The organism is Methylobacterium organophilum, from assembly GCF_022533465.1.
Classification (GTDB): Bacteria; Pseudomonadota; Alphaproteobacteria; order Rhizobiales; family Beijerinckiaceae; genus Methylobacterium; species Methylobacterium organophilum.
Genome location: NZ_CP092848.1, coordinates 4765837 through 4789158 on the forward strand (window position 1 = coordinate 4765837; position 23322 = coordinate 4789158).

At 71.8% G+C, this 23322-nt stretch carries 23 protein-coding genes; 11 read left to right on the forward strand and 12 right to left on the reverse strand.

Annotated elements, in window-relative coordinates:
* Window positions 1–21: 21 nt before the first annotated feature.
* The 5 genes from MMB17_RS22540 to MMB17_RS22560 all read left to right on the forward strand — a co-directional run bounded on the left by MMB17_RS22540 (window position 22) and on the right by MMB17_RS22560 (window position 4849).
* Window positions 22–1572, forward strand: a complete 1551-nt coding sequence (locus tag MMB17_RS22540) for a PepSY-associated TM helix domain-containing protein (protein ID WP_241100343.1) — start codon at window positions 22–24, stop codon at window positions 1570–1572.
* Between the two features lie 24 nt (window positions 1573–1596).
* Window positions 1597–1935, forward strand: a complete 339-nt coding sequence (locus MMB17_RS22545; RefSeq protein ID WP_238313543.1) for a DUF3325 domain-containing protein — start codon at window positions 1597–1599, stop codon at window positions 1933–1935.
* Window positions 1936–2040: 105 nt separating this feature from the next.
* Complete coding sequence (locus MMB17_RS22550) at window positions 2041–2406, forward strand: VanZ family protein (protein WP_238313541.1); 366 nt, start codon at window positions 2041–2043, stop codon at window positions 2404–2406.
* Window positions 2407–2541: 135 nt separating this feature from the next.
* Complete coding sequence (locus MMB17_RS22555; RefSeq protein WP_238313539.1) at window positions 2542–4077, forward strand: ATP-binding protein; 1536 nt, start codon at window positions 2542–2544, stop codon at window positions 4075–4077.
* A 538-nt stretch (window positions 4078–4615) separates the two neighbouring features.
* The gene (locus tag MMB17_RS22560) at window positions 4616–4849 is read left to right on the forward strand and encodes a hypothetical protein (protein ID WP_238313537.1); all 234 of its coding nucleotides are present in this window, start codon (window positions 4616–4618) and stop codon (window positions 4847–4849) included.
* Window positions 4850–4903: 54 nt separating this feature from the next.
* On the opposite strand, the gene MMB17_RS22565 is transcribed toward MMB17_RS22560, so the two are convergent.
* Window positions 4904–5554 carry a hypothetical protein gene (locus MMB17_RS22565; protein ID WP_241100344.1) on the reverse strand — a complete coding sequence of 217 codons (651 nt, stop codon included), beginning with the start codon at window positions 5552–5554 and terminating at the stop codon, window positions 4904–4906.
* A gap of 262 nt (window positions 5555–5816) precedes the next feature.
* Here MMB17_RS22565 and MMB17_RS22570 point away from each other — a divergent pair, with 262 nt between their 5' ends.
* The 3 genes from MMB17_RS22570 to MMB17_RS22580 are packed head-to-tail and all read left to right on the forward strand — an operon-like array spanning window position 5817 to window position 9082.
* On the forward strand, window positions 5817–7364 hold the full coding sequence (locus MMB17_RS22570) for a CYTH and CHAD domain-containing protein (RefSeq protein ID WP_241100345.1): 1548 nt from the start codon (window positions 5817–5819) through the stop codon (window positions 7362–7364).
* A gap of 50 nt (window positions 7365–7414) precedes the next feature.
* Complete coding sequence (locus MMB17_RS22575; RefSeq protein ID WP_241100346.1) at window positions 7415–8488, forward strand: apurinic/apyrimidinic endonuclease family protein; 1074 nt, start codon at window positions 7415–7417, stop codon at window positions 8486–8488.
* A 42-nt stretch (window positions 8489–8530) separates the two neighbouring features.
* The gene (locus MMB17_RS22580; protein WP_241100347.1) at window positions 8531–9082 is read left to right on the forward strand and encodes an RBBP9/YdeN family alpha/beta hydrolase; all 552 of its coding nucleotides are present in this window, start codon (window positions 8531–8533) and stop codon (window positions 9080–9082) included.
* A gap of 4 nt (window positions 9083–9086) precedes the next feature.
* Here the strand turns inward: MMB17_RS22580 and MMB17_RS22585 are convergent, their stop codons facing one another.
* From MMB17_RS22585 to MMB17_RS22605, 5 genes are all read right to left on the reverse strand, one after another.
* Window positions 9087–10112: a YcjF family protein gene (locus MMB17_RS22585; RefSeq protein WP_241100348.1), complete on the reverse strand. Its 1026-nt coding sequence runs from the start codon at window positions 10110–10112 to the stop codon at window positions 9087–9089.
* 23 nt (window positions 10113–10135) lie between these two features.
* Window positions 10136–11584: a YcjX family GTP-binding protein gene (locus MMB17_RS22590; RefSeq protein ID WP_241100349.1), complete on the reverse strand. Its 1449-nt coding sequence runs from the start codon at window positions 11582–11584 to the stop codon at window positions 10136–10138.
* Window positions 11585–11670: 86 nt separating this feature from the next.
* Window positions 11671–12867: a hypothetical protein gene (locus MMB17_RS22595; RefSeq protein WP_241100350.1), complete on the reverse strand. Its 1197-nt coding sequence runs from the start codon at window positions 12865–12867 to the stop codon at window positions 11671–11673.
* A 49-nt stretch (window positions 12868–12916) separates the two neighbouring features.
* Window positions 12917–13441 carry a SixA phosphatase family protein gene (locus MMB17_RS22600; RefSeq protein WP_241100351.1) on the reverse strand — a complete coding sequence of 175 codons (525 nt, stop codon included), beginning with the start codon at window positions 13439–13441 and terminating at the stop codon, window positions 12917–12919.
* 4 nt (window positions 13442–13445) lie between these two features.
* The gene (locus tag MMB17_RS22605) at window positions 13446–14426 is read right to left on the reverse strand and encodes an aldo/keto reductase (protein WP_238313524.1); all 981 of its coding nucleotides are present in this window, start codon (window positions 14424–14426) and stop codon (window positions 13446–13448) included.
* Window positions 14427–14616: 190 nt separating this feature from the next.
* Here MMB17_RS22605 and MMB17_RS22610 point away from each other — a divergent pair, with 190 nt between their 5' ends.
* Window positions 14617–15267: a CatB-related O-acetyltransferase gene (locus MMB17_RS22610; protein WP_373325070.1), complete on the forward strand. Its 651-nt coding sequence runs from the start codon at window positions 14617–14619 to the stop codon at window positions 15265–15267.
* 4 nt (window positions 15268–15271) lie between these two features.
* On the opposite strand, the gene MMB17_RS22615 is transcribed toward MMB17_RS22610, so the two are convergent.
* The 3 genes from MMB17_RS22615 to MMB17_RS22625 form a co-directional block, all read right to left on the reverse strand.
* A complete protein-coding gene (locus MMB17_RS22615; protein ID WP_238313522.1) occupies window positions 15272–16123 on the reverse strand; it encodes an AAA family ATPase in 852 nt (283 codons plus the stop codon).
* 127 nt (window positions 16124–16250) lie between these two features.
* Window positions 16251–16901, reverse strand: a complete 651-nt coding sequence (locus MMB17_RS22620; RefSeq protein WP_241100352.1) for a hypothetical protein — start codon at window positions 16899–16901, stop codon at window positions 16251–16253.
* A 34-nt stretch (window positions 16902–16935) separates the two neighbouring features.
* The gene (locus MMB17_RS22625; RefSeq protein ID WP_241100353.1) at window positions 16936–18153 is read right to left on the reverse strand and encodes an ATPase; all 1218 of its coding nucleotides are present in this window, start codon (window positions 18151–18153) and stop codon (window positions 16936–16938) included.
* Between the two features lie 334 nt (window positions 18154–18487).
* On the opposite strand from MMB17_RS22625, the gene MMB17_RS22630 reads away from it, so the two are divergent.
* Complete coding sequence (locus tag MMB17_RS22630; RefSeq protein WP_241100354.1) at window positions 18488–20356, forward strand: cation:proton antiporter domain-containing protein; 1869 nt, start codon at window positions 18488–18490, stop codon at window positions 20354–20356.
* A 7-nt stretch (window positions 20357–20363) separates the two neighbouring features.
* On the opposite strand, the gene MMB17_RS22635 is transcribed toward MMB17_RS22630, so the two are convergent.
* Window positions 20364–20867 (reverse strand): hypothetical protein, encoded by a 504-nt coding sequence (locus MMB17_RS22635; protein ID WP_238313514.1) that lies wholly within the window; start codon window positions 20865–20867, stop codon window positions 20364–20366.
* A gap of 264 nt (window positions 20868–21131) precedes the next feature.
* Between MMB17_RS22635 and MMB17_RS22640 the strand changes: the two genes are divergently transcribed.
* Entirely contained in the window at window positions 21132–22307 is a 1176-nt protein-coding gene (locus MMB17_RS22640; protein ID WP_241100355.1) for a vWA domain-containing protein, read from the forward strand.
* Window positions 22308–22316: 9 nt separating this feature from the next.
* Here MMB17_RS22640 and MMB17_RS22645 read toward each other — a convergent pair whose 3' ends face one another.
* Together MMB17_RS22645 and MMB17_RS22650 are read right to left on the reverse strand one after the other, a co-directional pair.
* Window positions 22317–22637 (reverse strand): 2Fe-2S iron-sulfur cluster-binding protein, encoded by a 321-nt coding sequence (locus MMB17_RS22645; RefSeq protein WP_241100356.1) that lies wholly within the window; start codon window positions 22635–22637, stop codon window positions 22317–22319.
* A 197-nt stretch (window positions 22638–22834) separates the two neighbouring features.
* Window positions 22835–23173, reverse strand: a complete 339-nt coding sequence (locus MMB17_RS22650) for an Hpt domain-containing protein (RefSeq protein ID WP_241100357.1) — start codon at window positions 23171–23173, stop codon at window positions 22835–22837.
* Between the last annotated feature and the right edge of the window lie 149 nt (window positions 23174–23322).

Here is a 23322-nt window from a genome sequence, read left to right on the forward strand (position 1 = left end):
GGCGGTCATGGGGAGGGAGCGATGAGGAACGGTCTGCGCCAGTCCATGGCCTGGCTGCACAGCTGGGCCGGCCTCGTCGTCGGCTGGGTGTTCTTCTGCGTCTTCGTCACCGGCACGGCGAGCTATTACCGGGCCGAGATCTCCGACTGGATGCGGCCGGAGGCCCGGGACCAGGCCGTGCCGGCGAGTCCGGCCGAGCTCGCCCGGGCCGCGGAGACGGGCTTCGCCCATCTGAAGGAGAAGGCGCCCGCCGCCATCGCCTGGTACGTGAACTTCCCCAAGCCCGAGGATCCGGTCCTCGACCTCTACTGGATGACGGCGCCGGACGCCCCGTTCGGCCATGCCCGCATCGATCCCGCGACCGGCGGCGAGCCCAAGGTCCGCGAGACGCTCGGCGGCGACTTCCTCTACCGCTTCCACTACGAGCTGCACATGCCGCCCCTGCTCGGGCGCTATCTCGTGGGCCTGTGCGCGCTGGTCATGCTGGTGGCCCTGCTCTCGGGCATCGTCACGCATCGCCGCCTCTTCGCGGATTTCTTCACCTTCCGGCGGGGCAAGTCGGCCCAGCGCGGTTGGCTCGACGCGCACAACGTCACCGGCGTGCTGGCCCTGCCCTACCACTTGCTCGTGATCTATACCGGCCTCGTCACCCTGGCGCCGATCTACATGCCCTTCGGGCTGATGGCGGCCTACAAGGGCGACGAGCTGCGCTTCTATGCGGAGGCCGGGCAGATGGCGGCGCCGCGCCCCTACGCGAACCGGCCCGGGACGCTCGCGCCGGTGGGGCCCATGGTCGAGCGGGCCGCGGGCATGACCCGCCAGCCCCTGGAAATGCTGATCGTCAGCGCCCCCGCCGATGCCTCGGCCACGGTCTCGGCCGTGTTCGAGGAGCCGCATGGCCTCGCCCACCAGCACCCGCAGGTCGTCTTCGACGGCGCGAGCGGTGCGGTGATCGAGACCCTGTTCGCGGAGGCCAAGCCCGCGGTGAAGACCTACGCGGTGATGGTCGGCCTGCACGAAGCCCATTTCGCCGGGCCGGCCCTGCGGGTGCTGTTCTTCCTGTGCGGCCTGATGGGCGTGGCCACGGTGGCGACGGGGCTCGTGCTCTGGTGCGTCGCCCGGGCGCCCCGGCCCGGGGAGCGCCCTTTCTTCGGTCTGCGCCTGGTCGGCGCGCTCAATCTCGGCGTGATCGCCGGCCTGCCGATCGGCATCGCCGCCTATCTTCTGGCGAACCGCCTGCTGCCCCTCGACCTTTCCGGGCGCGGCGACGGGGAGGTGCGCGCCTTCTTCGCGGCCTGGTGCCTCGCCGCCGGGCTCGGCCTTCTGATGCCGCAGCGGGCGGCCTGGCGTGCCCTGTTCGCGGCCGGGGCCGCCCTGTTCGCCGCCCTGCCCGTGGTCGACCTGCTGACGCTCGGCGTCTCGGGCAGCCCGTCCCTGGGGTTCGACGCGGCGCTCCTCGGCGTTGGCGCGCTGCTCGCCTTCGCCAGCCGCAAGGTCGTCGCGGCCCGGGCCACGACCCCGCGCCCGCGGCCGACGCCGGCGGCGGGCCTCGCCCAACTCGAACGGGCCTGACGGCCTCGAACCGGTGACGTGCCCGTGACGCCCTCCGTCCTGCTCCTCAATCTCGGCCTCAGCTTCGCGGCGCTCGCCGCTCTGTGCCTCAGCATGAACCGCCACCATGCCGAGGCCCTGGCCGGCCGGCCCTCGCCGGGCCGGGTGCGGGTGCTGCGCCTCGCGGGCTGGGCCGGCATCGCCGCCTCCTTCGCCGTGGCGGTGCTGCGGGAGGGCTGGAATTTCGGACCCGTGCAATGGCTCGGCGCCCTCACCGGCGCCGCGCTCCTGGTGGTGGCGCTCGCCTCCTATCGTCCCCGGCTGATCCGCCCGGCGGCGCTCGCCGCCCTCCCCCTGGCGCTGATCGTCGCGATCCTGGCCTGAGAGCGGCGGCCCGCGGCTGACGAAATCTTAGGGCATCGGTGGTCAGCAATGGGCCGCACGCGCCTGTGCCTTGACCGATCCCTCCGTCCCGGGCGAGGACTCCCCATGCTCGCCCTCGTTCGCCTCGCCGCCTGGTTCCTGATCGCGGCCCTGGCCTTCGCCACGCTCTCGCCGATCGGCCTACGCCCGGAGCTGTTCGAATCCGCCATGCTCGAGCGCGCGCTGGCCTATGCCCTGCTCGGCTTTACCCTGGCGCTGGCCTATCCCCGGCACTGGCTCTGGGCGCTCGCGGCCTGCGTGATGCTGGCCGGGCTCCTCGAGGCGGGTCAGCTGCTCGTCCATTCCCGCCACGGGCGTTTCAGCGATTTCGACGTGAAGGCGGTGGCGGCGATCCTCGGCTGCCTCTCGGCCCGCCTGCTCTTCGTGCTCTATCAGCGCACCGTGCGGCCGGACGCGCCGCCGCGGGCCTGACCCGCTCCGGTTCCGCCTGCCGCCCGCGACCCATCGCCCGCGAGAAGACGTGTGGATCGGCGCGGTGTCCGCGCCGCGGGCCGGGTCTGAGCGTGCTAGAAGGCCCGTTCGGATTCTGAGGCGAACGGAGACAGGATGAGCGTCGCCATCGAGATGGGCACTGCGCTGGGGCCGGGCGGCGGCCCCGCCCTGCTCGACCTCGAAGAGCTTCTCGCGACCCGTCTCCTCGTCCAGGGCAATTCGGGTTCGGGCAAGTCGCATCTCCTGCGCCGCCTGCTGGAGCAGAGCGCCGGGGCGGTGCAGCAGGTCATCGTCGACCCGGAGGGCGATTTCGTCTCGCTCTCCGAGGCGCATGGCCATGTCGTGGTCGAGGGCACCCACGGCGAGGCCGCGCTCCAGGCCATCGCCGCTCGGGTGCGGGCGCATCGGGTCTCGGTGGTGCTCAACCTGGAGGCCCTCGACATGGAGGCGCAGATGCGCGCCGCCGCCGCCTTCCTCGGCGGGCTGTTCGAGGCGGAGCGGGCGCATTGGTACCCGGCCCTCGTCATCGTCGACGAGGCGCAGATCTTCGCCCCCGCCGCGGCGGGCGACGTCTCCGACGAGGCGCGCAAGGCCTCCCTCGGGGCGATGACCAACCTGATGTGCCGCGGCCGCAAGCGGGGGCTCGCCGGCATCGTGGCGACGCAGCGCCTCGCCAAGCTCGCCAAGAACGTGGCGGCGGAAGCCACCAACTTCCTGATGGGCCGCACCTTCCTCGACATCGACATGCAGCGCGCCGCCGAGCTGCTCGGCCTCGACCGGCGCGGGGCCGAGCGCTTCCGCGACCTCGCCCGGGGCGAGTTCGTGGCCCTCGGCCCGGCCCTCGCCCGCCGCCCGCTGGCGCTGCGCATCGGCCCGGTCGCCACCGCCGCCCGCTCGGCGCCGGCCAAGCTCATCCCCCTGCCGCAGGCCTCCGAGGCGGATCTGCGCGCCCTCATCCTCACCCGCTCCCCCGACGAGCCGGCCCCGCCCGCCTGGAGCCCGGCTCCGCGCCCGGCGCCGGCACCCCGCACCAGCACCGCCGATCTCCTGCGCGAGCTCGCCGCCCATCGCCCGGAGCCGGTGGCCGAGACGCCCCGCGACCCGGAGGCGGAGCGCGCCGGCCTCGACGCCGTCCTGCGCGGCCTCGCGGACGATGCGGAGATGCGCGGCCAGCCGGTCGCCGTGATGTACCAGGACTTCCTGGTCCGCTGCCGCATGCGCGGTCTCGACGGGGAGGCCATGGACCTGCCCGCCTTCCGCCGCCGCCTCGGCGTCGCCCGGGCCGGCCTCGACGAGGCGGAGCCCGCCCCCGAGAGCGTGCCGGACGAGCGCTGGGAGCAGGCTAGGGCCGCCGCGGCGCAGCTGCCGGAGGAGGTGCAGGGCGTGTTCCTGCTCATCGCCCGGGCGGCCCTGGCCGGCGCGCCCTGCCCCGGCGATGCGGCCTTGGCGCGGGCCATCGGCAGCCGCTCCCCGGGCCGGGCGCGGCGCCTGCTCAGTTACATGGAGACCCGCGGCCTCGTGGTCTGCCGCACCGGCTTCCGCGGCACCCGCGTCGCCGCCCTGCCCGGCCTCGGCTGCGAGACCGCCCCCGGCGATCCCCGTGCGGCGGAGGCCGAGCCGGACGAGCCGACGCTGTTCGCGGCGGAGTAGCCGTCGCCTTCTCGCCCGGCTGGCCGGGAGGGGTGCGATTCGCGGCGATTCGACAGGAGCGGTGAAAGCGCTCGTCCCGGATCCCCGCGGAATGCCGCGCGGGGGTCAAAACCCTGTGTCCGATTGAGGCAGGCCTGCGTTCCGCCGCCCGGGGATCCGGCTCGGGACCTTCCAACCCAAGGTCGAAGAACAGTTTCAAACAATTGTAATGATTAAAGAAAACGCCCTGATCTTCGGCCGTCGCAAGCAATGCCCGCGGCCCGTTGCGGGTCGTTCACCGTCTTCGTGATGGTCTGTGCATGCATGGCGGGGGGACGCCAGCACTTGTTTGCCGCAGCAAGAACCCCAGTTATAACAGCGGGATGCGCCGTTGAGTCTCGGTTTTGGATCAAGCCGCCGCGAAACGGGTCCCGACGTTTCTGAAGTTCCACCGGAGATCGACCGCATAGCGACAAACGGCCTGACCGCACAAGGGGTGCGGGACGGAACGGCGCTTCTGTGTGGATCCTCTCACGGTCGAGACACGAGTTCGACACGCATGAACCAGATGCTCCGCATCTCGCAGTTCGACGATGCCAACGCCATCGAGGAGCCCTCCGAGAAGCTGCGCGTGCCCTTCGCGCAGTCGGGCGCCTTCGTCTGCAAATACATCATCGGCGAGCCGAACGACCGCGCCGTCTGCTGCGGCGCCCCGGTCGCGGACGGCAAGAGCTGGTGCGCGTTCCACCGGCGGATCGTGTTCGAGCCCGCCCGCCCCGGCCGGATCCGCTAAGCCTTTTGAACCCCGGTCGCGGCGCCCGTCGCGCCCGCCGGGCCGGATCCCGCCTCAGAAATCGTCCTCCACGCTGACCGGCCTGAGGCTGCGCACCACCGTGCCGTCGGGGTAGCGGACGGTGCGGGCGCGCATCACCAGGAAGCCCGCCGCCCGCGCCCGGGCGATGCGGTGCGCCCGCTCGTCCTCCCAGCCCTCGCGTTCCAGCCGGCGCCCGACCATGACGGGATAGTCCCGCGGGGTCGGATAGGCCGGGCCATAGGCGAAACCGTCGACGGCCCGCGCCGGAGCGCGGTCGCGGACGAGCACCGGGCCCGCCTCGCGCCGCGGCGGCCGTGACCGCGTCGCCACCCGGGTCGGACGTGCCTTCGCCGGCGCCGCTTTGACCGTCCGCGTCCGCTGCGCCGTCGCGCGGCGCGGGGGCCGGGCGAGGCCGGAGGCGGCGGGCGTCGGGCTCTGCCGGGCCACCTTCTCCGGCCGCTGGCGCTCCTGCGAAGACGGCGCCCGCGCTCCGGCGACAGGCGCGGCCCTCTCCGCGGCCTTGGCGGATTCCGCGCTCTTGTCCGGTGCCGCGGTGCGGGCCGGCGGATCGGTCCAGCTGCCCTGGCCGGGCCTGGCCTCCCGGCCGCTCTCCTGGGCGGAGGCGGCCAGGGTGCCGAGCAGGAGCACGAGAAGAGCGGTGACGGAGCCGGTGCCGTGGGACATCTAGCGTCCTCCCGTGGCGGTCTCGGCCGCCGGAAGCGTCGCGCGAATCGCCGAAGGCCGGGACGGACGGCGCCACGGCAGATCGGCCGGCGGGTGGCAAGCTTAGCGAAACCCGGTGCTCCCGTCGATCATTCCGTTCATGCAAAGCGCGCCGGCATCGGTGCGGAGGCTTGACGCCATGCCATGCATCCGCGCGAGGTGGCGGGCGTTGGAGGGGCGCGGCGCGCTGCCGCGATCCACCGCACGGAGGGTGAGAGGACGCATGTCGGGTGCCCGCGAGATCGAGCTGAAGCTGGAATGCGACGGCCCGGACCTCACCGCGCTCTCGGCGCATCCCCTGCTCCAGGCGGAGGCCGAGACGGAGCCCCTCCTCCTCTCCGCCACCTATTTCGACACCCCCGCCCGCGACCTGCGCGCGGCCGGGCTGTCCCTGCGGGTGCGGCGGGAGGGGGAGCGGATCCTCCAGACGGTGAAGGGCGCCTCCGCCTCCACCGGCCTGTTCGACCGGCCGGAATGGGAGCGGGAGATCGCGGGCAACGCGCCCGATCCCGCGGCTTATGCGGATACGCCCGTGGCCGCCGTGCTGGCGAAGGCGGACGATGCCACCCTCGCGCCGCTCTTCGTCACCGCGATCGAGCGCACCGCCCGCACGGTGCCGTACGGCGCCGCGACCATCGCCATGACCCTCGATCTCGGCCGCATCGAGAGCGAGCTCGGCGACGCCCCGGTCTGCGAACTGGAGCTGGAGCTGAAGCAGGGCCAGCCCGCCGACCTCTTCGCCCTCGCCCAGGCCCTGGCCGAGACCGTGCCCCTGCGCCTCGGCGTGCTGAGCAAGGGCGAGCGCGGCGACGCGCTGATCGGCGAGCGCCTGCACAAGCCCTCGAAGGCCGGCACCACGCCCCTCGACCCGGAGGGCACGGCCGGGGAGGCCTTCGTGCAGATCGCCCATGGCTGCCTGCGGCACCTGCGCCTGAACGAGGACGTGTTCCTGTTCAATCGCGACCCCGAGGCGCTGCACCAGATCCGCGTGGCCGTGCGGCGGCTGCGCTCCGCCTTCACCCTGTTCAAGCCGATGCTGAAGGAGGACGCCGCTGCCGAGCGCTTGCGCGGGGAGATCAAGCGCGTCACCGCCCCCTTCGGCGAGGCGCGCAACCTCGACGTCTTCCTGAGCGAGACCCTGCCCGCCGAGATCGAGCGGCGGCCCGACGAGCCGGGCCTGCCGGAGCTGCGGGAGAAGCTGCTCCCGAAGCGCGCGGCGAGCTACGACGCGGTGCTCGCGGTTCTGGGCAGCCCGGAATGGCGCGCCCTTCTCATCGACCTCGTCACCTGGCTGGAGGCGGGGACCTGGCGCAAGGCGGAAGGGCTGCCCGAGCGCGACCGGCCGGCGGTGGACTTCGCCGCGGACGTGCTGCAGCGCCTGCGCCGCCGGGTGCGCAAGCGCGGCAAGCACCTCGCCGATCTCGAGCCGGAGGCGCGCCACCGCCTGCGCATCGAGGCCAAGAAGCTGCGCTACGGTGCGGAGTTCTTCGCGCCGCTCTTCTCCGACAAGAAGGCGCGCCGTCGGCACAAGGCCTTCGTCGTCGCCCTCTCGGACATGCAGGACCAGCTCGGCGCGCTCAACGACCTCGCCACGGCCCACGCCATCGCCCGGATGCTGACGCCGCAGGAGCCCGGCGCCGAGACCCCCGGCCCGGCCCTGTTCGCGGCGGGGCTGACGGCGGCGGACAACGAGGCCCATGCCGGCGACCTCATCGAGAAGGCGGAGACGGGCTTCGACGCCCTCGTCGACGTGAAGCCGTTCTGGAGTTGAGAAACGCTCGCTGAAACGGGGCGAAACCGGGCCTGGGGCGTTGTCGGGTCATGACCCGGCCCGCCTCCCCGCCCCGCCTCGGCTTCTGCTGCAAGTTCATCCCCGACGAGGAGCCCGGCCGCCACGCCACCCTCAAGGCCGCCCGCGCGGCGGCCCTGGCGATGAATCTCACCGGCACCACCATGTCGCATCTCGGCAACCTCGCCCCGGCGGCACGCCGGGCGAAGATCGAGGGGATCGTCCGCCACAACCTCGCGGCGCTCGGGCGGCAGGTGGCCTGGGTCGCGGGCCGGCCGCCCCTGGAGCGCCTGATGCGCATCGGCAGCGACGTGCTGCCGGGCTTCAACCATCCCGTTGCCCGGGACATCTACGTGGCGCCCGAGCTCCGGCGTCTCATCGAGACGGGGCTCGGCCGGATCGGCGAGGCGGCCCGGGCGGACGGCGTGCGCCTCAGCATGCATCCCGGCCCCTTCTGCATCATCGCCTCGCGCAACCCGGAGGCGCAGCGCAACGGCATCGCCGAGCTCGAATACCACGCCGAGATCATGGGGTTGCTCGGCTATGGCGGCGGCTGGCATCCGCATGGCGCCCACGTGAACATCCATATCGGCGGGCGCGCGCCGGGCATCGAGGGCTTCCGCGAGAACCTGCCCCTGCTCTCCCAGGCCGCCCGCGACCTGCTCACGGTGGAGAACGACGAATCCCTGTTCTCCCTGGACGCGGTGCTGCGGCTCGGCGACCGCGTGCCGATCGTCCTCGACCTGCATCATCACTGGGTCGAGAGCGGCGGCGCCTATCTCGAGCCGGAGGATGCGCGCATCCCCGCGGTGATCGCTTCCTGGCGCGGGGTGCGCCCGGTCAGCCATATCAGCGTCTCGCGGGAGGCGCTCCTGGCCGATCACGACGTGCGCGTGCTGCCGGACTACGCGGCCCTCTCGGCCGCGGGCCATTCCCGGCGCGACCTCGCGGCCCATTCGGACGGGATGTGGAACGAGGCGGTGAACGCGCTGGTGGCCCGCCACCTCGCCTGGAGCGATTTCGAGATCGAGGCCAAGGCCAAGAACCGCGCCTCGACTGCGCTCGCCGCCTGGATCACCCGCTGGCGGGCCAGGGCCGCCGCCTGACCGCATCTCGACGCTTCCCCTGTCAGGCGCTATCCCGGCCCCATGAAGACTGCCGACGCCGAGATCCTGATCCTGCCGGGCTATGCCGGCTCCGAGGAGGAGCATTGGCAGGCGCGCTGGGCCGCCAAGATGCGCACCGCCCGCATCGTCGCCCAGGACGACTGGCACAACCCGGACCCGGAGGGCTGGCGCACCCGCATCGCCGAGGCGGTGGCGGCGGCGACGCAGCCGGTGATTCTGATCGCCCACAGCCTCGGCGTGGTCGCAGCGGTGGAGGCCGCGCCGCGCTTCGCCTCCGGCAAGGTGGCCGGCGCCCTGTTCGTCGCCTTTCCCGACATCGAATCCCGCAACGACTTGCCCGAGAGCGTGCGCGCCTTCGCCCCGGTGCCGCGCGACCCCCTGCCCTTCCCGTCCCTGGTGGTGGCGAGCCGCACCGACCCCTATTGCGACTACGCCCGCGCCGAGGACTTCGCCTATGCCTGGGGGGCGGCCATCGTCGATGCCGGCGAATCCGGCCACATCAACGTCGCGAGCGGCCACGGTCCCTGGCCGGAGGGCCTGATGCGCCTCGCGGGGTTCATGAAGACGTTGTGAGGGGTCAACCCTCCTCCCGCCCGAACTTCAAAAGCTGCCCCGCCACGTCGTTCACGGTCGGTGGGGTCTCGCGGGTGAAGGGGAGCGGGCGGCAGACCGCCATGGCGGCGAGGCCGAAGCGGGCGGTCATCAGGCCGTTGAGCACGCCCTCGCCGAGCTTGGCCGAGACGCGGGCGGCGATGCCGAGGCCGAGCACCTGCTGCAGCATGCCCTCGCCGAGCGCCATGCCGCCGGTGACGGTGAGATGCCCGACGGCGGCGCGGGCCAGCCGCAGGAAGCCGAGCAGCCCCGGCCGGCCGCCATAGATCGCCGCGATCCGGCGCAGCAGCCGCGCGGCGGCGAAGACCACGAAGGCCACGTCCACGATGGCCCGGGGGCTGAGCGCGGTCACCGCCGAGACCTGGCTGGCGGCCTGGGCGATGGCGGCCTTGGCCTGCCGGTCGAGGGGGGCGACGAGCTCGTGCTCGGCCAGCCCGATCCGGTCGTCCACGTCGAGGATGGCGTCGCCGAGGGCGGCCAGCCGTTGCCGGCCGGCGGCGAGCGCCGCCCGGTCCGCGTAGAAGCCCTGCAGCTCGCGCACCACGCCCTGCGCCGCGCTGTGGTCGCGCTCCCGCAGGCCGGCGATGGCCCGCTCGCGCAGGGACTCGATCTTGCGCTCCCGCCAGACGCCGGCGACCTCCCGCGTTACGATGGCGAGCAAAGCCACCAGCGCCACCCCCAGCAGTGCGAGGGCGACCCAGCCGAGCCAGGGGGCGGAGGAGAACAGGTCGGCGATCAGCCGCTCGATCGAGAGGCCGATCCCGATCGAGACGAGGCCGCCGAGCGCCGCGAACAGGATCGACAGCCAGGGCGCCCGGCGTTTCACCGCCACGGGCACCGGCGTGCCGTCGGCGGCATCCACGATCTCGAAGGGCTCCTCGACGAGGCGCACGTCCGGGTTCGGCGGCGGGGCCGCCGTCTCCGCCTCGGGCGTGGCGGAGGGCGCGCCGGAGGGCATGCGGAAGGCGCGGGGGCGCGGGCCGGAGGACATGGATCAGGACCTTTCCGAAAGCCTCACGCCAGGCGGTCCCCGATCAGGAACTGCATGGCCCGGTCGAGCCGGATCTGCGGCAGGTGGCCGGGACGGCCGAGGGCGTCGGGCCTGACGAGGGGCGGGCGGAAGCGGGGGAAGCGCAGCGAGCCGGGCGGCACCGCGCCGGACAGCACCGATTCGACATTCGCCGGCAATTCGCCCGGATAGATCGCCGCGTCGGTCTCGCCGTCGAAGACCTCGTCGCCGACCCGCTCTCCGGCCTCCGGGGTGCCGGAGACGGTGCGCAGGACCTCGTCGCCGTCATGCACCGTGGTCTCCCGGGTCGCCCGCACGGAGGCGAGCGCCACGGTGCCGACCCGGGCGCCGGCGGCCTCGGTGCGGCGCATGGCCCGGGCGACGAGCAGACGCAGCAGGGCGTCGAGGCGGTCGTGGCTGGTCTGGTGCAGGTGGTCGGCCTTGGTCGCCGCGAACAGGATCTTCTCCGCCCGCGGCGCGAACAGCCGCGACAGGATCGTGTTCCGCCCGATCCGGAAGGACAGCAGCACCGCGTCGAGGGCCTCCTCCAGCTCGGCCAGCGCCGCCGGCCCGGCATCGACCGCGGAGAGCACGTCGACCAGCACGATCTGGCGGTCGACCCGCTGAAAGTGGTCGCGGAAGAAGGGCACCACCACTTTGGCCTTGTAGGCCTCGAAGCGCCGCTCCATCAGCCCGGCCAGGCTGTCGGGCTTCAGGGTCTCCGGCAGGTGGTCGAGGGGGGCGAAGGTCAGCATCGGCGAGCCGGCGAGGTCGCCCGGCATCAGGAAGCGGCCCGGCGGCGTCGTCGCCACCGCCTCGGGGCCGTTGCGCAGGGCCGCGAGGTAGCCCTTGAAGCTGTCCGCCGCCCGCTCGGCCACAAGCTCGTCCAGCGGCGCATTCGCCTCGAGGCCCTTCAGCACGGCGAGCCAGGGAGCGGCCATCCCCGCCCGCCCCGCCCGGCGGGTGCCGGCGATGGTGGCCCGCGACCAGCCGACATAGCTCTGCTCGATCAGGGCGAGGTCGAGCAGCCATTCGCCGGGATAATCCACCACGTCGAGCATCAGCGTGCCCGGCCCGGAGAACCAGCCGCCCTTGCGCTCGTACTCGATGGCGAGACGGAATTGGCTGATCCGGTCGGTGGAGCGCGGCCAGTGCCGGGCCTCGGTGAGGGCGGCGAAATGCTCCTCGAAGGGGAAGCGCGGCACGTCGTCGTCGGGCTGGGGCACCAGCCGGGCGCGGCGCAGCCGTCCCTCCTGCGCCGGGGCGAAGGCCGGCAGGGCATGGGTCTCGACGAGGTGGTGGATCAGCGCGGTGGTGAAGACCGTCTTGCCGGAGCGGGCGAGCCCGGTCACGCCGAGCCGCAGGGTCGGCTGGACCAGGAGATCGCTGGAGGCTTCGGCGAAGGCCTTGAGCGCGGAACCCGCTTGCGCGGCGTAGTCGGACAGGGGCGGCAAGGATCGGTATCGCGCTTCTCGTCGGGAGGCTGGGCATCAGGTGGCGCAGGCGGGGGGCTGCCGCAAGGCCTCGCTCGCAGCCCCGCTCATCGCGCCTCGGCCGAGGCCGAGCGCGCGGTCAGCCGGGCGATCGCCGCCGCGACGAGGGCGGGCGCTGCGCGCAGGGTGCCGAGCTCGACCGCGGACATGGCCAGCATCACCGGGGCGAGCCGCTCCGTCGGCGTGCCGTCCGCCTCGAACAGGCGCAGGTCGTCGTCGGGCTTCAGCCCCACGCTCGACGCGATGCGGGCGGCATAGTTGCGGATGCGGGTCTCGTCATTGGCGCAGAACGGGGTGGGTAGGCGCAGGTCGAGCAGGCTGCCGCTCGGCAGGCCCGCGGCGATGGAGGGGAGCGCGGCGGCCTCCGCGACGAGGCGGTCGGGGGCGAGCAGGGCGGCGGGGTCGGCCGCGCCGCTCGGCCGGGCGGCGGCAAGCGGCTTCGGGGCGGGCGCGGCGACCGGCTTGTCGGCCGGCTTGGCCTTCGGCGCGGCGGCGATCCCGGTGGCGATGTCGGCGACGGGCTTGAGCGGCGGCAGGGCCGCGGCGACCCGCCCGGGCCGGCGGCCGGGATGGCCCGCGAGCCGCGCCCGGGCCGACCACGGCTGGACCCGCAATCCCCCGCCAACGGATGGCCGCACGGCCGCGACACGCCGCGGCGCGCCGCCGCGCAGGTGCCGTGCGAGATAGCGGGCGCGGAGTGTCCGACCGATCCCCTTCGGCGCGAGGGCGCCGGAGACCGGCTGCGCGGGGAGGCTCGCGGCCGTCACGGCCGCCGGGGACGCGGCGCATTCGGCAGGGGCCCAGCGCCGCACGATGGCGAGCGCGCTGCGCCGTCCGAAGGCGCGATAGTAGCGGCGCAGGAGCTGGGCGGCGGCATCGGCTCCCTCGGCGGCCCCGGCGAAGGCGGTGTGGTTTTCCGAATCGCCCCCAATCTCGCCGGTCCAGCCAGCCCGCTTGATGCACCAGTAATTGTTGAGCTTCACGCAGCGGGCGACGAAGCCCGGATCCTCGGCCGCGTGGCGCACCACGAAGGCGAGGCTCGCCGGCAGGAGCGACTCCCCCGCCTCCGACCGCCAGTTGGAGACCGCCCGGGCCACGGCGCTGAAAGCCGGCGGCTCGGGCGCGGGGGCGGACCGTTCCAGCCGGGGTGCCGGCAGGGCGGCAATCTGCACCCGAGCGGCCGCGAGCCCGGCCTCGGCCCGGGGCAGCAGGGTCGTGACGGCGAGCAGCGCTTCGAGGAGCAAGGTCCGGCCCCGGTTGTTCGGTGAGGAACGGCGCCGGGGCGGATTCGGTTCAGGCCTCCTCCTCCGCGAGGGTCCGCGGAAGGATCAGCCGCACGAGCCGGCCGGTGCCCGGCGCCACCGCTTCCCAGCTTTCCGCCTCGGGGAAGTCGATCACCGCCACGGCGGCGGTGGGCAGGTTGTCCCGCAGGGTAGCAAGCGCCTCCGGCTCGCCGGTGCCGGCGAGCGACAGGCCGAGCTTCTGGAAGCCGGGATTGTGGCCGATCATCATCAGGCTCCCGGCCGTGTCCGGCGCGGAGTGGATTGCCGCCAGCAGTCGGGACGCGGCGGCCTCGTAGATCGAGGGCACGGTCTCCGCCTCGAGACTCCCCAGGTGCTCCCGCACCAGGGCCCAGGTTTCCTGCGTGCGCCGCGCGGGCGAGACGAAGACATGCTCCGGCACCAGGCCGTCGGCGACGAGCACCGCGCCGATGCGCGGGCCGTCCCGGCGCCCGCGGGCATCCAGCGGCCTGTCGAGATCGGCCACGCCGGGGGGATGATCGGACTTGGCGTGGCGCAGGAGGATGAGGCGGCGCATGGCTTCAGGCAAATCCGACGATCGCGTGGGGCATGTAGGGCGCTTCCAGGGCGGCGATCTCCTCCGGCGTCAGGACGAGATCGAGGGCGGCGACGGCATCGTCGAGATGCTCCGGCTTCGAGGCGCCGATGATCGGCGCGGCCACGCCTGGCCGCGACAGCACCCAGGCGAGCGCCACCTGCGCCCGCTTCACGCCCCGCGCCTCGGCGATGGCGGCGACCGCCTCGATCACCTTGCCGTCGGCTTCCGCGGTCCGGTCGTAGAGGCCCTTACCGACCTCGTCGGTCTTCTGCCGGTCGCTGACGGCCTGCGCGTCGCGGGTCAGGCGACCGCGGGCGAGCGGGCTCCAGGGCAGCAGCGCGATGCCCTGGTCGGCGCAAAGCGGCATCATCTCCCGCTCCTCCTCCCGGTACAGGAGGTTGAGGTGATTCTGCATGGTGGCGAACCGGGTCCAGCCGTGCAGGTCCGCGGTGAAGAGGGCCTTGGCGAATTGCCAGGCGAACATCGAGGAGGCGCCGATATAGCGCGCCTTGCCGGCCTTCACGACGTCGTGCAGCGCCTCCAGCGTCACCTCGATCGGCGTGTCATAGTCCCAGCGGTGGATCTGGTAGAGGTCGACATAATCCGTGCCGAGTCGCTTCAACGAGGCGTCGATCGAAGAGAAGATCGCCTTGCGCGAGAGGCCGCCGGCATTCGGCTGGCTCTTGAGCGGGAAATAGACCTTGGTCGCGAGCACGATGGCGTCGCGGTCGGCATAGTCCTTCAGAGCCCGGCCGACGATCTCCTCGGAGGTCCCGTCCGAGTAGTAATTGGCCGTGTCGAAGAAGTTGATGCCCAACTCGAGGGCCTTCTTGATGAAGGGCCGGCTCTGCGCCTCGTCCAGCGTCCAGGGATGGGGCCCGCGCTCGGGCACGCCGTAGGTCATGCAGCCGAGGCAGAGGGGCGAGACGTCGAGGCCGGTGCGGCCGAGCTTTTTCGTCTTCATGACATGCGGTCCCTGTCCATGCCGGCTCCTCTGCCGAAGCGACCCATGGTGCGCTCCTTGAGCGGCCAGTCCGACATCCTGATGTCCCTCGGCGGGTGACCCGTCATGTGCGCAAGATCACTTGCACGGGGCGTGCGCCTCCGCTGTCTGCGCGGCCCGGCCATTCCGCAGATGCAAGGAGGCGAGAGCCGTGCCGCATGATCCCCGCTTCGGCCCCGATCCCGACGCCCTGCATCCGATGCCGGGCCATCCGAGGGTGACCTTCGTCAAGAACCTGCTCCTGCCGGAGAACGTCTCGGTCGGCGCCTACACCTACTACGACGATCCCGAAGGCCCGGGCGCCTTCCTCGACAGCATCCTCTATCACTTTCCCTTCATCGGCGACCGCCTGCGCATCGGGCGGTTCTGCGCCATCGCTGCAGGCACGCGCTTCGCCATGAACGGCGGCAACCACCGGATGGCGGGTCCCTCCACCTATCCCTTCGCGATCTTCGGCGGCGGCTGGCGCGGGCGCTTTCCCGAGGAGCTCGATTTTCCGAAACGGGGCGACACGGTGATCGGCAACGACGTCTGGTTCGGGCTGGACAGCACGATCCTGCCCGGCGTGACGATCGGCGACGGGGCCGTGGTCGGCGCCCTCTCGGTGGTGACGCGCCCGGTGCCGCCCTACGCGGTCGTCGCCGGCAACCCGGCCCGGATCCTGCGCCGGCGCCTGAGCGAAGCGGACGCCGCCCGCATGCAGCGGATCGCCTGGTGGGATTGGGATGCGGAACGGATCACGCGCCACCTGCCGCTGATCAGCGGGGGCGACGTCGACGGGCTGGAGGCGGTGACAGCCTGACGCTTCAGCCGCCGCGCCCCTCACGCCGCATCATGAAGGCCAGCTTCTCGAACAGGCTCACGTCCTGCTCGTTCTTGAGGAGCGCGCCGTGCAGCGGCGGGATGAGTTTGCGCTCGTTGGTCTCGCGCAGGGTCTCCGGCGCCACGTCCTCGGACACCAGAAGCTTGAGCCAGTCGAGAAGCTCCGAGGTCGAGGGCTTCTTCTTGAGACCGGGCACTTCGCGGGTGGCGAGGAAGACGCGCAGGGCCTCCTCCACCAGGCGCTGCTTGATGCCCGGGTAATGCACCTCGACGATGCGCTTCAGCGTCTCCCCATCCGGGAAGGCGATGTAGTGGAAGAAGCAGCGGCGCAGGAAGGCGTCCGGCAGTTCCTTCTCGTTGTTCGAGGTGATGATCACCACCGGGCGGTTCTCCGCCCGCACGGTCTGCCCGGTCTCGTAGACGTGGAACTCCATCCGGTCGAGCTCGGTCAGGAGGTCGTTGGGGAACTCGATATCGGCCTTGTCGATCTCGTCGATGAGCAGGACCGGGCGCACCGGTGCCGCGAAGGCCTCCCAGAGTTTGCCGCGCCGGATGTAGTGCGCGATCTCCGAGACGCGCGGATCGCCGAGCTGGGAATCGCGCAGGCGCGAGACCGCGTCGTACTCGTAGAGTCCCTGCTGCGCCTTGGTGGTCGACTTGACGTTCCAGGTGAGCAGGGGCGCGCCGAGTCCCTTGGCGATCTCTTCCGCCAGCACCGTCTTGCCGGTGCCGGGCTCGCCCTTCACCAGGAGCGGGCGCTGCAGCACGATCGCCGCGTTGACCGCCGCGGTCAGATCGGGCGTAGCGACGTAGGTCTCGGTTCCGGAAAAGCGCATGGGGGCTCGCATCGGAGAGGGAGAGGTCCTGAACTAGCCCGCCCCCTCCCCCGCGGCAACGCGGGGCTCGTCCCGCGGGGCTTCCCGATCCGCGCTCGGGGTGCGAGCCTGACCCGGCCGTGCCGTTCTACAGCGTCTTCCCGTCGTGCCAGACGCAGTTGCGCGCCAGGATCTCCAGGTTCACGTCCGATTTCTGCGGTTGCGGCAGGGTCTTGCCGTCCATGGCGAGGTCGATCTTGATTTCGACCTGCCCCTTCGGCTCGTTCGAGCGACGGGAGAAGTAGCAATATTGCTGGAAGGGCTTGTCCTCGTTGGCCTTGAAGTTCCAGCCGGAGACGATCTGCCCGTCGAGATAGGGCACCTGCTTGAACACGGTGAAGGTGGTGTTCACCGGCGCCTTCGAGGCGGCGGTCGCCTCCTCGTTCAGCTGGGCCTTGGTCGGGGTCGGCACGCCGCTCGACGGCTTGGGCAGCCCCTCGAGCTTGAGGGTGTTGTCGGTGAGCGTCACCTCGCCCTTGGTCTTCAGCGTCACGTCGGAGAGTGCGGCCTGCATCGCCGCGGCGATCTTCTCCGCCGCGGAATCGAACTGGTTCATGTAGGCGTAGCCATAGGAGGCGGCGCCGAGACCGATGCCGGCGAGCGCCGCGAAGGCGCCCGCGCCCAGGGCCCGGAACAGGAAGGCGCGGGCGGCGATGATGCGCGCCTCCGCCCGAAGGCGGCCGTTGACGTTCTGTGCGAGCACGATGTTCTCGTGCGTGCCGGGCGTGTGGAGGCTCATGGGGGCGCGCTCACGGTCTCAGCGTCTCACGATCTCATGCCCCGGCGCTCGCCGGGGCGGCGCCGGGAATGTTCGACTGGGCCGGTGGCCCCTGCCGCCGGTCGAGGGGGATCACGGCGCCGGAGACGGCCTCTCTGTGGCTGTCCTCCCGCGGTCTCGCCGGAGCGAGGCCCAGATCCTGCCGCAGGGATTCGGTCAGGGAGGCGATCAGGTGGGGTGCGGCCTCCGGGTCGACCACCGCGCCGAGATCGTCCTCGTCCATGAACGTCTTGCGCACCGAGACCGCCGAGAGCGCCAGGATGGTGGAGGCGAAGGCGGCGCAGAGCGCGGGCACGAACACGAAGATGCGCAGGAAGGCGTGGACCTGGCTGTCGGTCACGTCGATCGGATCGACGCCGTAGACCATGGCGGTGAAGGAGTGGAGCTGCGAGCGGTTGACCGCGTTGCGGTAGGCCTGCTCGGCATCGGCTACCTTGCGGTCGGCGGCGCCGCGGTCGAGCTGGGCGCGGGCCTTGCGGGCCTCTTCCAGATCCTTGGTCACGCCGGCCCGGTCGCTGCCGGCCTTGGCCACCGCCGCGTTGAGGGTCGCGGTGCGCGGGTCGGTGACGCATTTCAGGTTCGAGTAGCGCATGCCCCGGCTGTTGGTGCCGTAGACGCGCTCGCAGCGCTGGGCCGGCAGGCCGGCGAGCTGAGCGGCGTTCTCGCCGGCCCGCTTCTCAATCTGCTCCAGCTCGGCGGTGTATTGCTCGACGCGGGCATTGGCGGCGGCGATGCGGGTGTCGAGGCTGTCGCGGTCGGCCTGGGCGTCCTTCAGGGCGGTCTTGGCCTTGGCCGCTTCCATCAGGCGGGGATGGAACATCATTTCGCCGAGCTGGGAAACGGACTTGGTGGTCACGCCCGCGGCGAACACGATGCCGATGATGGCGAGCCCCTTCACGAACCAGGAGCGCTGAGTGCGCGCCAGGATGCCGAGGGGCACGCGGCAGAGCTCCACCGCCGCGTAGACCAGGGGCGCCAGCAGCATGAAGTAGAAGCTGCGGTCGTCCCCGTCGCTGTAATAGCCCGCGAACAGCCAGGCGCCGGCGAGCGAGGCCCCGATCACCATGAACTCGACGAGATAGGCGATCGCGACATAGCCCCACTTGATGCGGTAGCCGCGCTCGACGTCGCGCTGGTGTTTCCAGCGATGCTGGTCGAGCGCCCATTCGCGCGCCTCGCGCTGGACGTCCCGGTTGGGGGGCACTTTCCGCATGGATCACTCGGGGCTTCGGCCGCGGGCGGCGCGTCTTAAACACTTCCGTAAGGTCTGCCCTTATGCGGGTATTGTGCCGAAGTTGTGCCGTCGAGCGCTCCGCGGGCACGAGACGGTGGACGGCGACATTTCCCGCACAGGATGTCTCCACCTCGTGCGGCAGGACACATCGCGGCGCCGGCCTCGGATGAAGCGTGGCCTTGGCGATGGAAATTTCCCCGTGGCTGGCGGAAGACGCGGAAATTCGGTTGCCGTGCTGCGGGTTGGCTCGCCATGATGGGGCGGGCCTTGGCGTGCACGGCCCCGACCATCCGGAAGGCGACACCCGCAGGCGATGACCGAAACACCCGTGGCCGGCGCGCAGGTCGCAGCCGAAGCCGGCGCCCATCTCGGCTCCTACAGGGAAGCGATCATCTTCCTGGTGACCGCGGGCGTGATCGTGCCGCTGTTCCACCGCCTGCGGATCAGCCCCGTCCTCGGCTTCATCGGGGCGGGCGCCCTGCTCGGGCCCTTCGGCCTCGGCAAGCTCGCCCTCGGCCATCCCTGGCTGTCGCACTTCACCATCGGCAACCGGGCGGAGATTTCGCATCTCGCCGAGTTCGGCGTGATCTTCCTGATGTTCATGATCGGGATCGAGCTGTCCTGGGAGCGCCTGCGCATGATGCGCCGGCTCGTCTTCGGCTTCGGCGCGATCCAGGTCGGCGTCTCGGCGATCCTGCTTGGCCTGCTGCTCGCCCTGCTCGGCAGTCCGCTCGCCGGGGCGATCATCGTCGGCATCGCCCTCGCGCTCTCCTCGACGGCGGTGGTGCTGCCGGTGCTGGCCGAGCAGCGCCGGCTCAACACCCCGGCCGGCCGCACCAGCTTCGCGGTGCTGCTGTTCCAGGACCTCGCGGTCGCCCCCGTGCTGTTCGCCATCGCGGTGCTCGGCAACAATGGCGGCGGCAATGTCGGGGCGGCCATGGCGCTCGCCCTGCTCCAGGCGATCGTCGCCCTCGGCGTGATCGTGGTGGGGGGGCGCCTGGCGCTGCGCCCGCTGTTCCAGCTCGTGGCGCGCACCAAGAGCCCCGAATTGTTCATGGCGGCCTGCCTGCTCGTCATCGTCGGCACGGCGCTGACCGCGGCCGCGAGCGGCATGTCGATGACGCTCGGCGCCTTCGTCGCCGGCCTGCTGCTCGCCGAGACCGAGTATCGCCGGGCGATCGAGGCGACGATCGACCCGTTCAAGGGCCTGCTGCTGGGCGTGTTCTTCGTGTCGGTGGGCATGAATCTCGATCCCGCCCAGCTCCTCGCCGCCCCGGGCGCCATTCTCGGGCTGTCGCTCGCGCTCCTCGTCATCAAGGGCGGGGTGATCGTGCTCGCCGCCCCGCTGATGGGCATTGCCCGGCCGGTGGCGTTGGAGGCCGCGCTCCTGCTCGGGCCGGGAGGCGAATTCGCCTTCGTGCTCATCGGCGGCGCCATGGTCGGGGGCCTCGTGCCGGAGAATGTCGGCCAGGCCGCCCTGATCGTCACGACGGTCAGCATGATCGCGATCCCCGCGCTCGCCGCAGCGGGCCGGCGGATCGGCAAGCGCGTCTCGAAGGAGCAGCTCGGCCGCGCCCGGGCCGAGCCGCCGCCGGACAAGCAGCAGAACCGGGTGATCGTGGCGGGCTATGGCCGCGTCGGCCGCCTCGTCGGCGACATGCTGAAGCGTCACGACATCCCCTACATCGCCGTCGATGCCGACCCGGCCCGGGTCTCGGAGCACCGGCGCCTCGGCAATCCGGTCTATTTCGGGGATTCCGCCAATCCGGAGATGCTGCGCCGCTGCGACATCGCCACCGCCCGCGCCCTCGTGGTGACCCTCGACAACGCCTATGCCGTCGAGGCCGTGGTGCAGGCGGCCCGCGCCGAGCGGCCGGACCTCACCATCGTCGCCCGGGCCCGCGACGCCAAGCACGCGACCCAGCTCTACGAGATGGGGGTCGACGACGCGGTGCCGGAGACGATCGAGGCTTCGCTCCAGCTCTCGGAGGCGGTGCTGGTCGATGTCGGCGTGCCGATGGGTCTCGTCATCGCCTCGATCCACGAGCGGCGCGACGAGTTCCGCTCGATGCTCAAGCGCAAGGAATCCGAGTCGCGGCCGGTGTTCCGGGCACGGCGCACCGTCGGCAAGACGCTGGAGCCGCGGGAGGCGAAGGCGGAGACGCCGACCGAGGCGGCTTGAGGCGGTCTCAGTCCCGCCGGTAGGAGGGGCCGAAGGAGGGCTCCAGCTGCTCGAAGCTCGGCGGCTCGGAATCCGGGGCGCCGGTGCGGCGGGCCTCGCGCAGGCGCTTGGCAGCCGCCGCCCCCGGCTTGCCGCGGGACGCGACGCTCGACGGCACGGTCGCCGGCTCGGGCAGCGCCTCGTTCAGGCTGCAGCGATAGACCACCTCGTCGGCGGGCCCGAGGGCGGCGTGGAGCGGCACGGCCACGGTGTCGCCGGAGAAGCGCCACTTGCGGGTGCCCTTGTCCCAATAGAGCCAGACATTGGTGTCGTGGCCGCGTACGGCGAAGACGGCCGCCTTCTTGGAGAGGGCGTGCACGGTCCGCGGCTCGTACATGCCCTTGCGGCGGTAAGCCGCCTGCATCTCCTCGGATTGCCGCTCGATCAGCGTGTTGTGCACGATCTGAATCGTCGCGCCCGGCGTCCGGAGAAACCGTTTGAAGTCGCTGAGCGAGCGCAAGTTGACGTCCATCGGCCGATTCCGATCGATAAATCTCGGCAGGCGCTATCCTTGTGAAACCGCCCGTTTGAAAACTTGATGACGCCCCCTCTTACTGTGCAAAGACTCAGGCCTGGGATATCCACCGGATTCGTGAACTTTCCACAGGGCGTTACCGCATTGCGGCAGGCAGTTGAGGAATCGTGAACGAAGTCCCCGCAACCGCTCACGTTTTGTTCCGAATCGTCTCACCATCTCAGCCTTGACCCGGACGCCCCGCTCGGGCGTTGTCCGGCCATGCTGCTGCAGTTCTTCACGGCCCTGCGCGAGGCCCGGGTGCCCGTCACCCTGCGCGAATACCTGGCGCTGCTGGAGGGCCTGGAGCGCGACCTGCCGGCCAAGCGCGTCGAGGAGTTCTATTTCCTCGCCCGGGCCGTGCTGGTGAAGGACGAGCGCAATCTCGACCGGTTCGACCGGGTCTTCAGCAGCGTCTTCAAGGGACTCGAGACCGTCGGCGAGGCGATGGAGCCGGCGGCGATCCCCGAGGAATGGCTGCGCCGGCTCGCGGAGAAATACCTCACCGAGGCGGAGAAGGCCGAGCTGAAGGCGCTGGGCTGGGACAAGCTGTTCGAGACCCTGAAGCAGCGCCTCGCCGAGCAGAAGGAGCGCCATCAGGGCGGCTCGAAATGGATCGGCACCGGTGGCACCTCCCCCTTCGGCGCCTACGGCTACAACCCCGAGGGCATCCGCATCGGCCAGGACGGCAACCGCAACTTCCGGGCGGTGAAGGTCTGGGACCGGCGCGCGTTCAAGGACCTCGACGACACGGTGGAACTCGGGACGCGCAACATGCGCGTCGCGCTCCGCCGCCTGCGCCGCTTCGCCCGCACGGGCGCGGCCGAGGAACTCGACCTCGACGGCACCATCCGCGAGACCGCGCGGCAGGGCTATCTCGACGTGAAGCTGCGGCCGGAGCGGCGCAACGCCGTGAAGGTGCTGCTCTTCCTCGATGTCGGCGGCTCGATGGACTGGCATATCGAGCAGGCCGAGGAGCTGTTCTCCGCCGCCCGCAGCGAGTTCAAGCACTTCGCCCATTTCTACTTCCACAACTGCCCCTACGAGGCCGTGTGGACGCAGAACCGGCGCCGCCACGAGGAGGCGACGCCGCTCCTCGACGTGATCCGCACCTATCCGCCGGATTACCGGGTGGTGTTCGTGGGGGACGCTTCGATGAGCCCCTACGAGATCATGATGCCGGGCGGCTCGGTCGAGCATTGGAACGAGGAGGCGGGCGAGGTCTGGCTCGCCCGCCTCCTCGATCATTTCCCGAAGGCCGCCTGGCTGAACCCGGTGCCGGAGGCGCACTGGGGCTACACCCAGTCCATCGGCATGGTGCAGCGCATCCTCGGCGGCCGGATGTTTCCCCTGACCCTGGAGGGACTCGACCGGGCGATGCGCGCCCTGGTGCGCTGATCGGCCGGATCAGCCCTGGCGGGCGGGGGTCGTCACCGTGAGGCCGTCGAGGGCGTCGGTCACCCGGATCTGGCAGGACAGGCGGGAATTGGCGCGCACGTCCGTGGCGAAGTCGAGCATGTCTTGCTCCATCGGCTCGGCCGGCCCGACCGCCTCGGTCCAGGCCTCGTCGACATAGACGTGGCAGGTGGCGCAGGCGCAGGCGCCGCCGCATTCGGCGTCGATGCCGGGGACGTTGTTGCGCAAGGCCGTCTCCATCACGGTCGAACCGACCGCGCCGTCGACCGTCCGGGCCGTTCCGGCGTTGTCGACGAAGGTGATCTTGGGCATGCCCTGCTCCGGCTCCTGTTCGTGCGTGCCACACGCGCCGCACGGACCTTGCCTTGGCGGGGCGGGGCGCGGATTGCAAGCGCGATTGCGCGCCGCAGCGCGGTTCCGCCGCGGATGGTCGGATCGGCCGCAGGCGTCGGCTCCTCAGCCCGGAGGGCGCCAGGGATTCCGCCACGGCCTTCGGCGCCCGCTCCTGATCAACGCCGCGGCGACGGGGCACCGATTTCGGCGAGGGTGGCGTCCACCGCCTCGGTCAGGCGCGCGATCGTTTCCGGCGCCGCCTCCCCGCCCGTCCGCAGGCGGGCTTCGAGGGCGCTGGCGAGCGCCGCGACCCGCGTGGCGCCGACCCCGAGGGCCGAACCCTTGAGGGTATGGGCGAGGTCGGCCCGCTCCGGCCCCGGCCTGTCCGCGTCGCGCAGCGCCGGCATCAGGCTCGCGCATTGGTCCGAGAAGAGCCCGAGCAGCTCCGCGGCGAGATCGGTATCCCCGAAGGTCTGGGCGTCGAGATGGGCGCGGTCGATCAGCGCGTCGGTCACGGCGGTCTGGGTTCCCTCAAAGCGGCCGGGGGCTCCGGAGCGGGGCGCCCCGCCCGCAATCCACAGCTCTCGCGAGCGCCGTTGGCAAGCGTTTAAGCCTTGCGGCACCATGCGATAGCGCGGTCCGCCTCCCGCGGCGGCCATCTTGG

Coding starts and splice junctions, on each gene's coding strand:
- MMB17_RS22540 (WP_241100343.1), top strand. CDS start 22: ATGAGGAACGGTCTGCGCCAGTCCATGGCCTGGCTGCACAGCTGGGCC.
- MMB17_RS22550 (WP_238313541.1), top strand. CDS start 2,041: ATGCTCGCCCTCGTTCGCCTCGCCGCCTGGTTCCTGATCGCGGCCCTG.
- MMB17_RS22555 (WP_238313539.1), top strand. CDS start 2,542: ATGAGCGTCGCCATCGAGATGGGCACTGCGCTGGGGCCGGGCGGCGGC.
- MMB17_RS22560 (WP_238313537.1), top strand. CDS start 4,616: ATGAACCAGATGCTCCGCATCTCGCAGTTCGACGATGCCAACGCCATC.
- MMB17_RS22565 (WP_241100344.1), bottom strand. CDS start 5,554: ATGTCCCACGGCACCGGCTCCGTCACCGCTCTTCTCGTGCTCCTGCTC.
- MMB17_RS22570 (WP_241100345.1), top strand. CDS start 5,817: ATGTCGGGTGCCCGCGAGATCGAGCTGAAGCTGGAATGCGACGGCCCG.
- MMB17_RS22575 (WP_241100346.1), top strand. CDS start 7,415: ATGACCCGGCCCGCCTCCCCGCCCCGCCTCGGCTTCTGCTGCAAGTTC.
- MMB17_RS22580 (WP_241100347.1), top strand. CDS start 8,531: ATGAAGACTGCCGACGCCGAGATCCTGATCCTGCCGGGCTATGCCGGC.
- MMB17_RS22585 (WP_241100348.1), bottom strand. CDS start 10,112: ATGTCCTCCGGCCCGCGCCCCCGCGCCTTCCGCATGCCCTCCGGCGCG.
- MMB17_RS22600 (WP_241100351.1), bottom strand. CDS start 13,441: ATGCGCCGCCTCATCCTCCTGCGCCACGCCAAGTCCGATCATCCCCCC.
- MMB17_RS22605 (WP_238313524.1), bottom strand. CDS start 14,426: ATGAAGACGAAAAAGCTCGGCCGCACCGGCCTCGACGTCTCGCCCCTC.
- MMB17_RS22615 (WP_238313522.1), bottom strand. CDS start 16,123: ATGCGCTTTTCCGGAACCGAGACCTACGTCGCTACGCCCGATCTGACC.
- MMB17_RS22620 (WP_241100352.1), bottom strand. CDS start 16,901: ATGAGCCTCCACACGCCCGGCACGCACGAGAACATCGTGCTCGCACAG.
- MMB17_RS22625 (WP_241100353.1), bottom strand. CDS start 18,153: ATGCGGAAAGTGCCCCCCAACCGGGACGTCCAGCGCGAGGCGCGCGAA.
- MMB17_RS22630 (WP_241100354.1), top strand. CDS start 18,488: ATGACCGAAACACCCGTGGCCGGCGCGCAGGTCGCAGCCGAAGCCGGC.
- MMB17_RS22635 (WP_238313514.1), bottom strand. CDS start 20,867: ATGGACGTCAACTTGCGCTCGCTCAGCGACTTCAAACGGTTTCTCCGG.
- MMB17_RS22640 (WP_241100355.1), top strand. CDS start 21,132: ATGCTGCTGCAGTTCTTCACGGCCCTGCGCGAGGCCCGGGTGCCCGTC.
- MMB17_RS22645 (WP_241100356.1), bottom strand. CDS start 22,637: ATGCCCAAGATCACCTTCGTCGACAACGCCGGAACGGCCCGGACGGTC.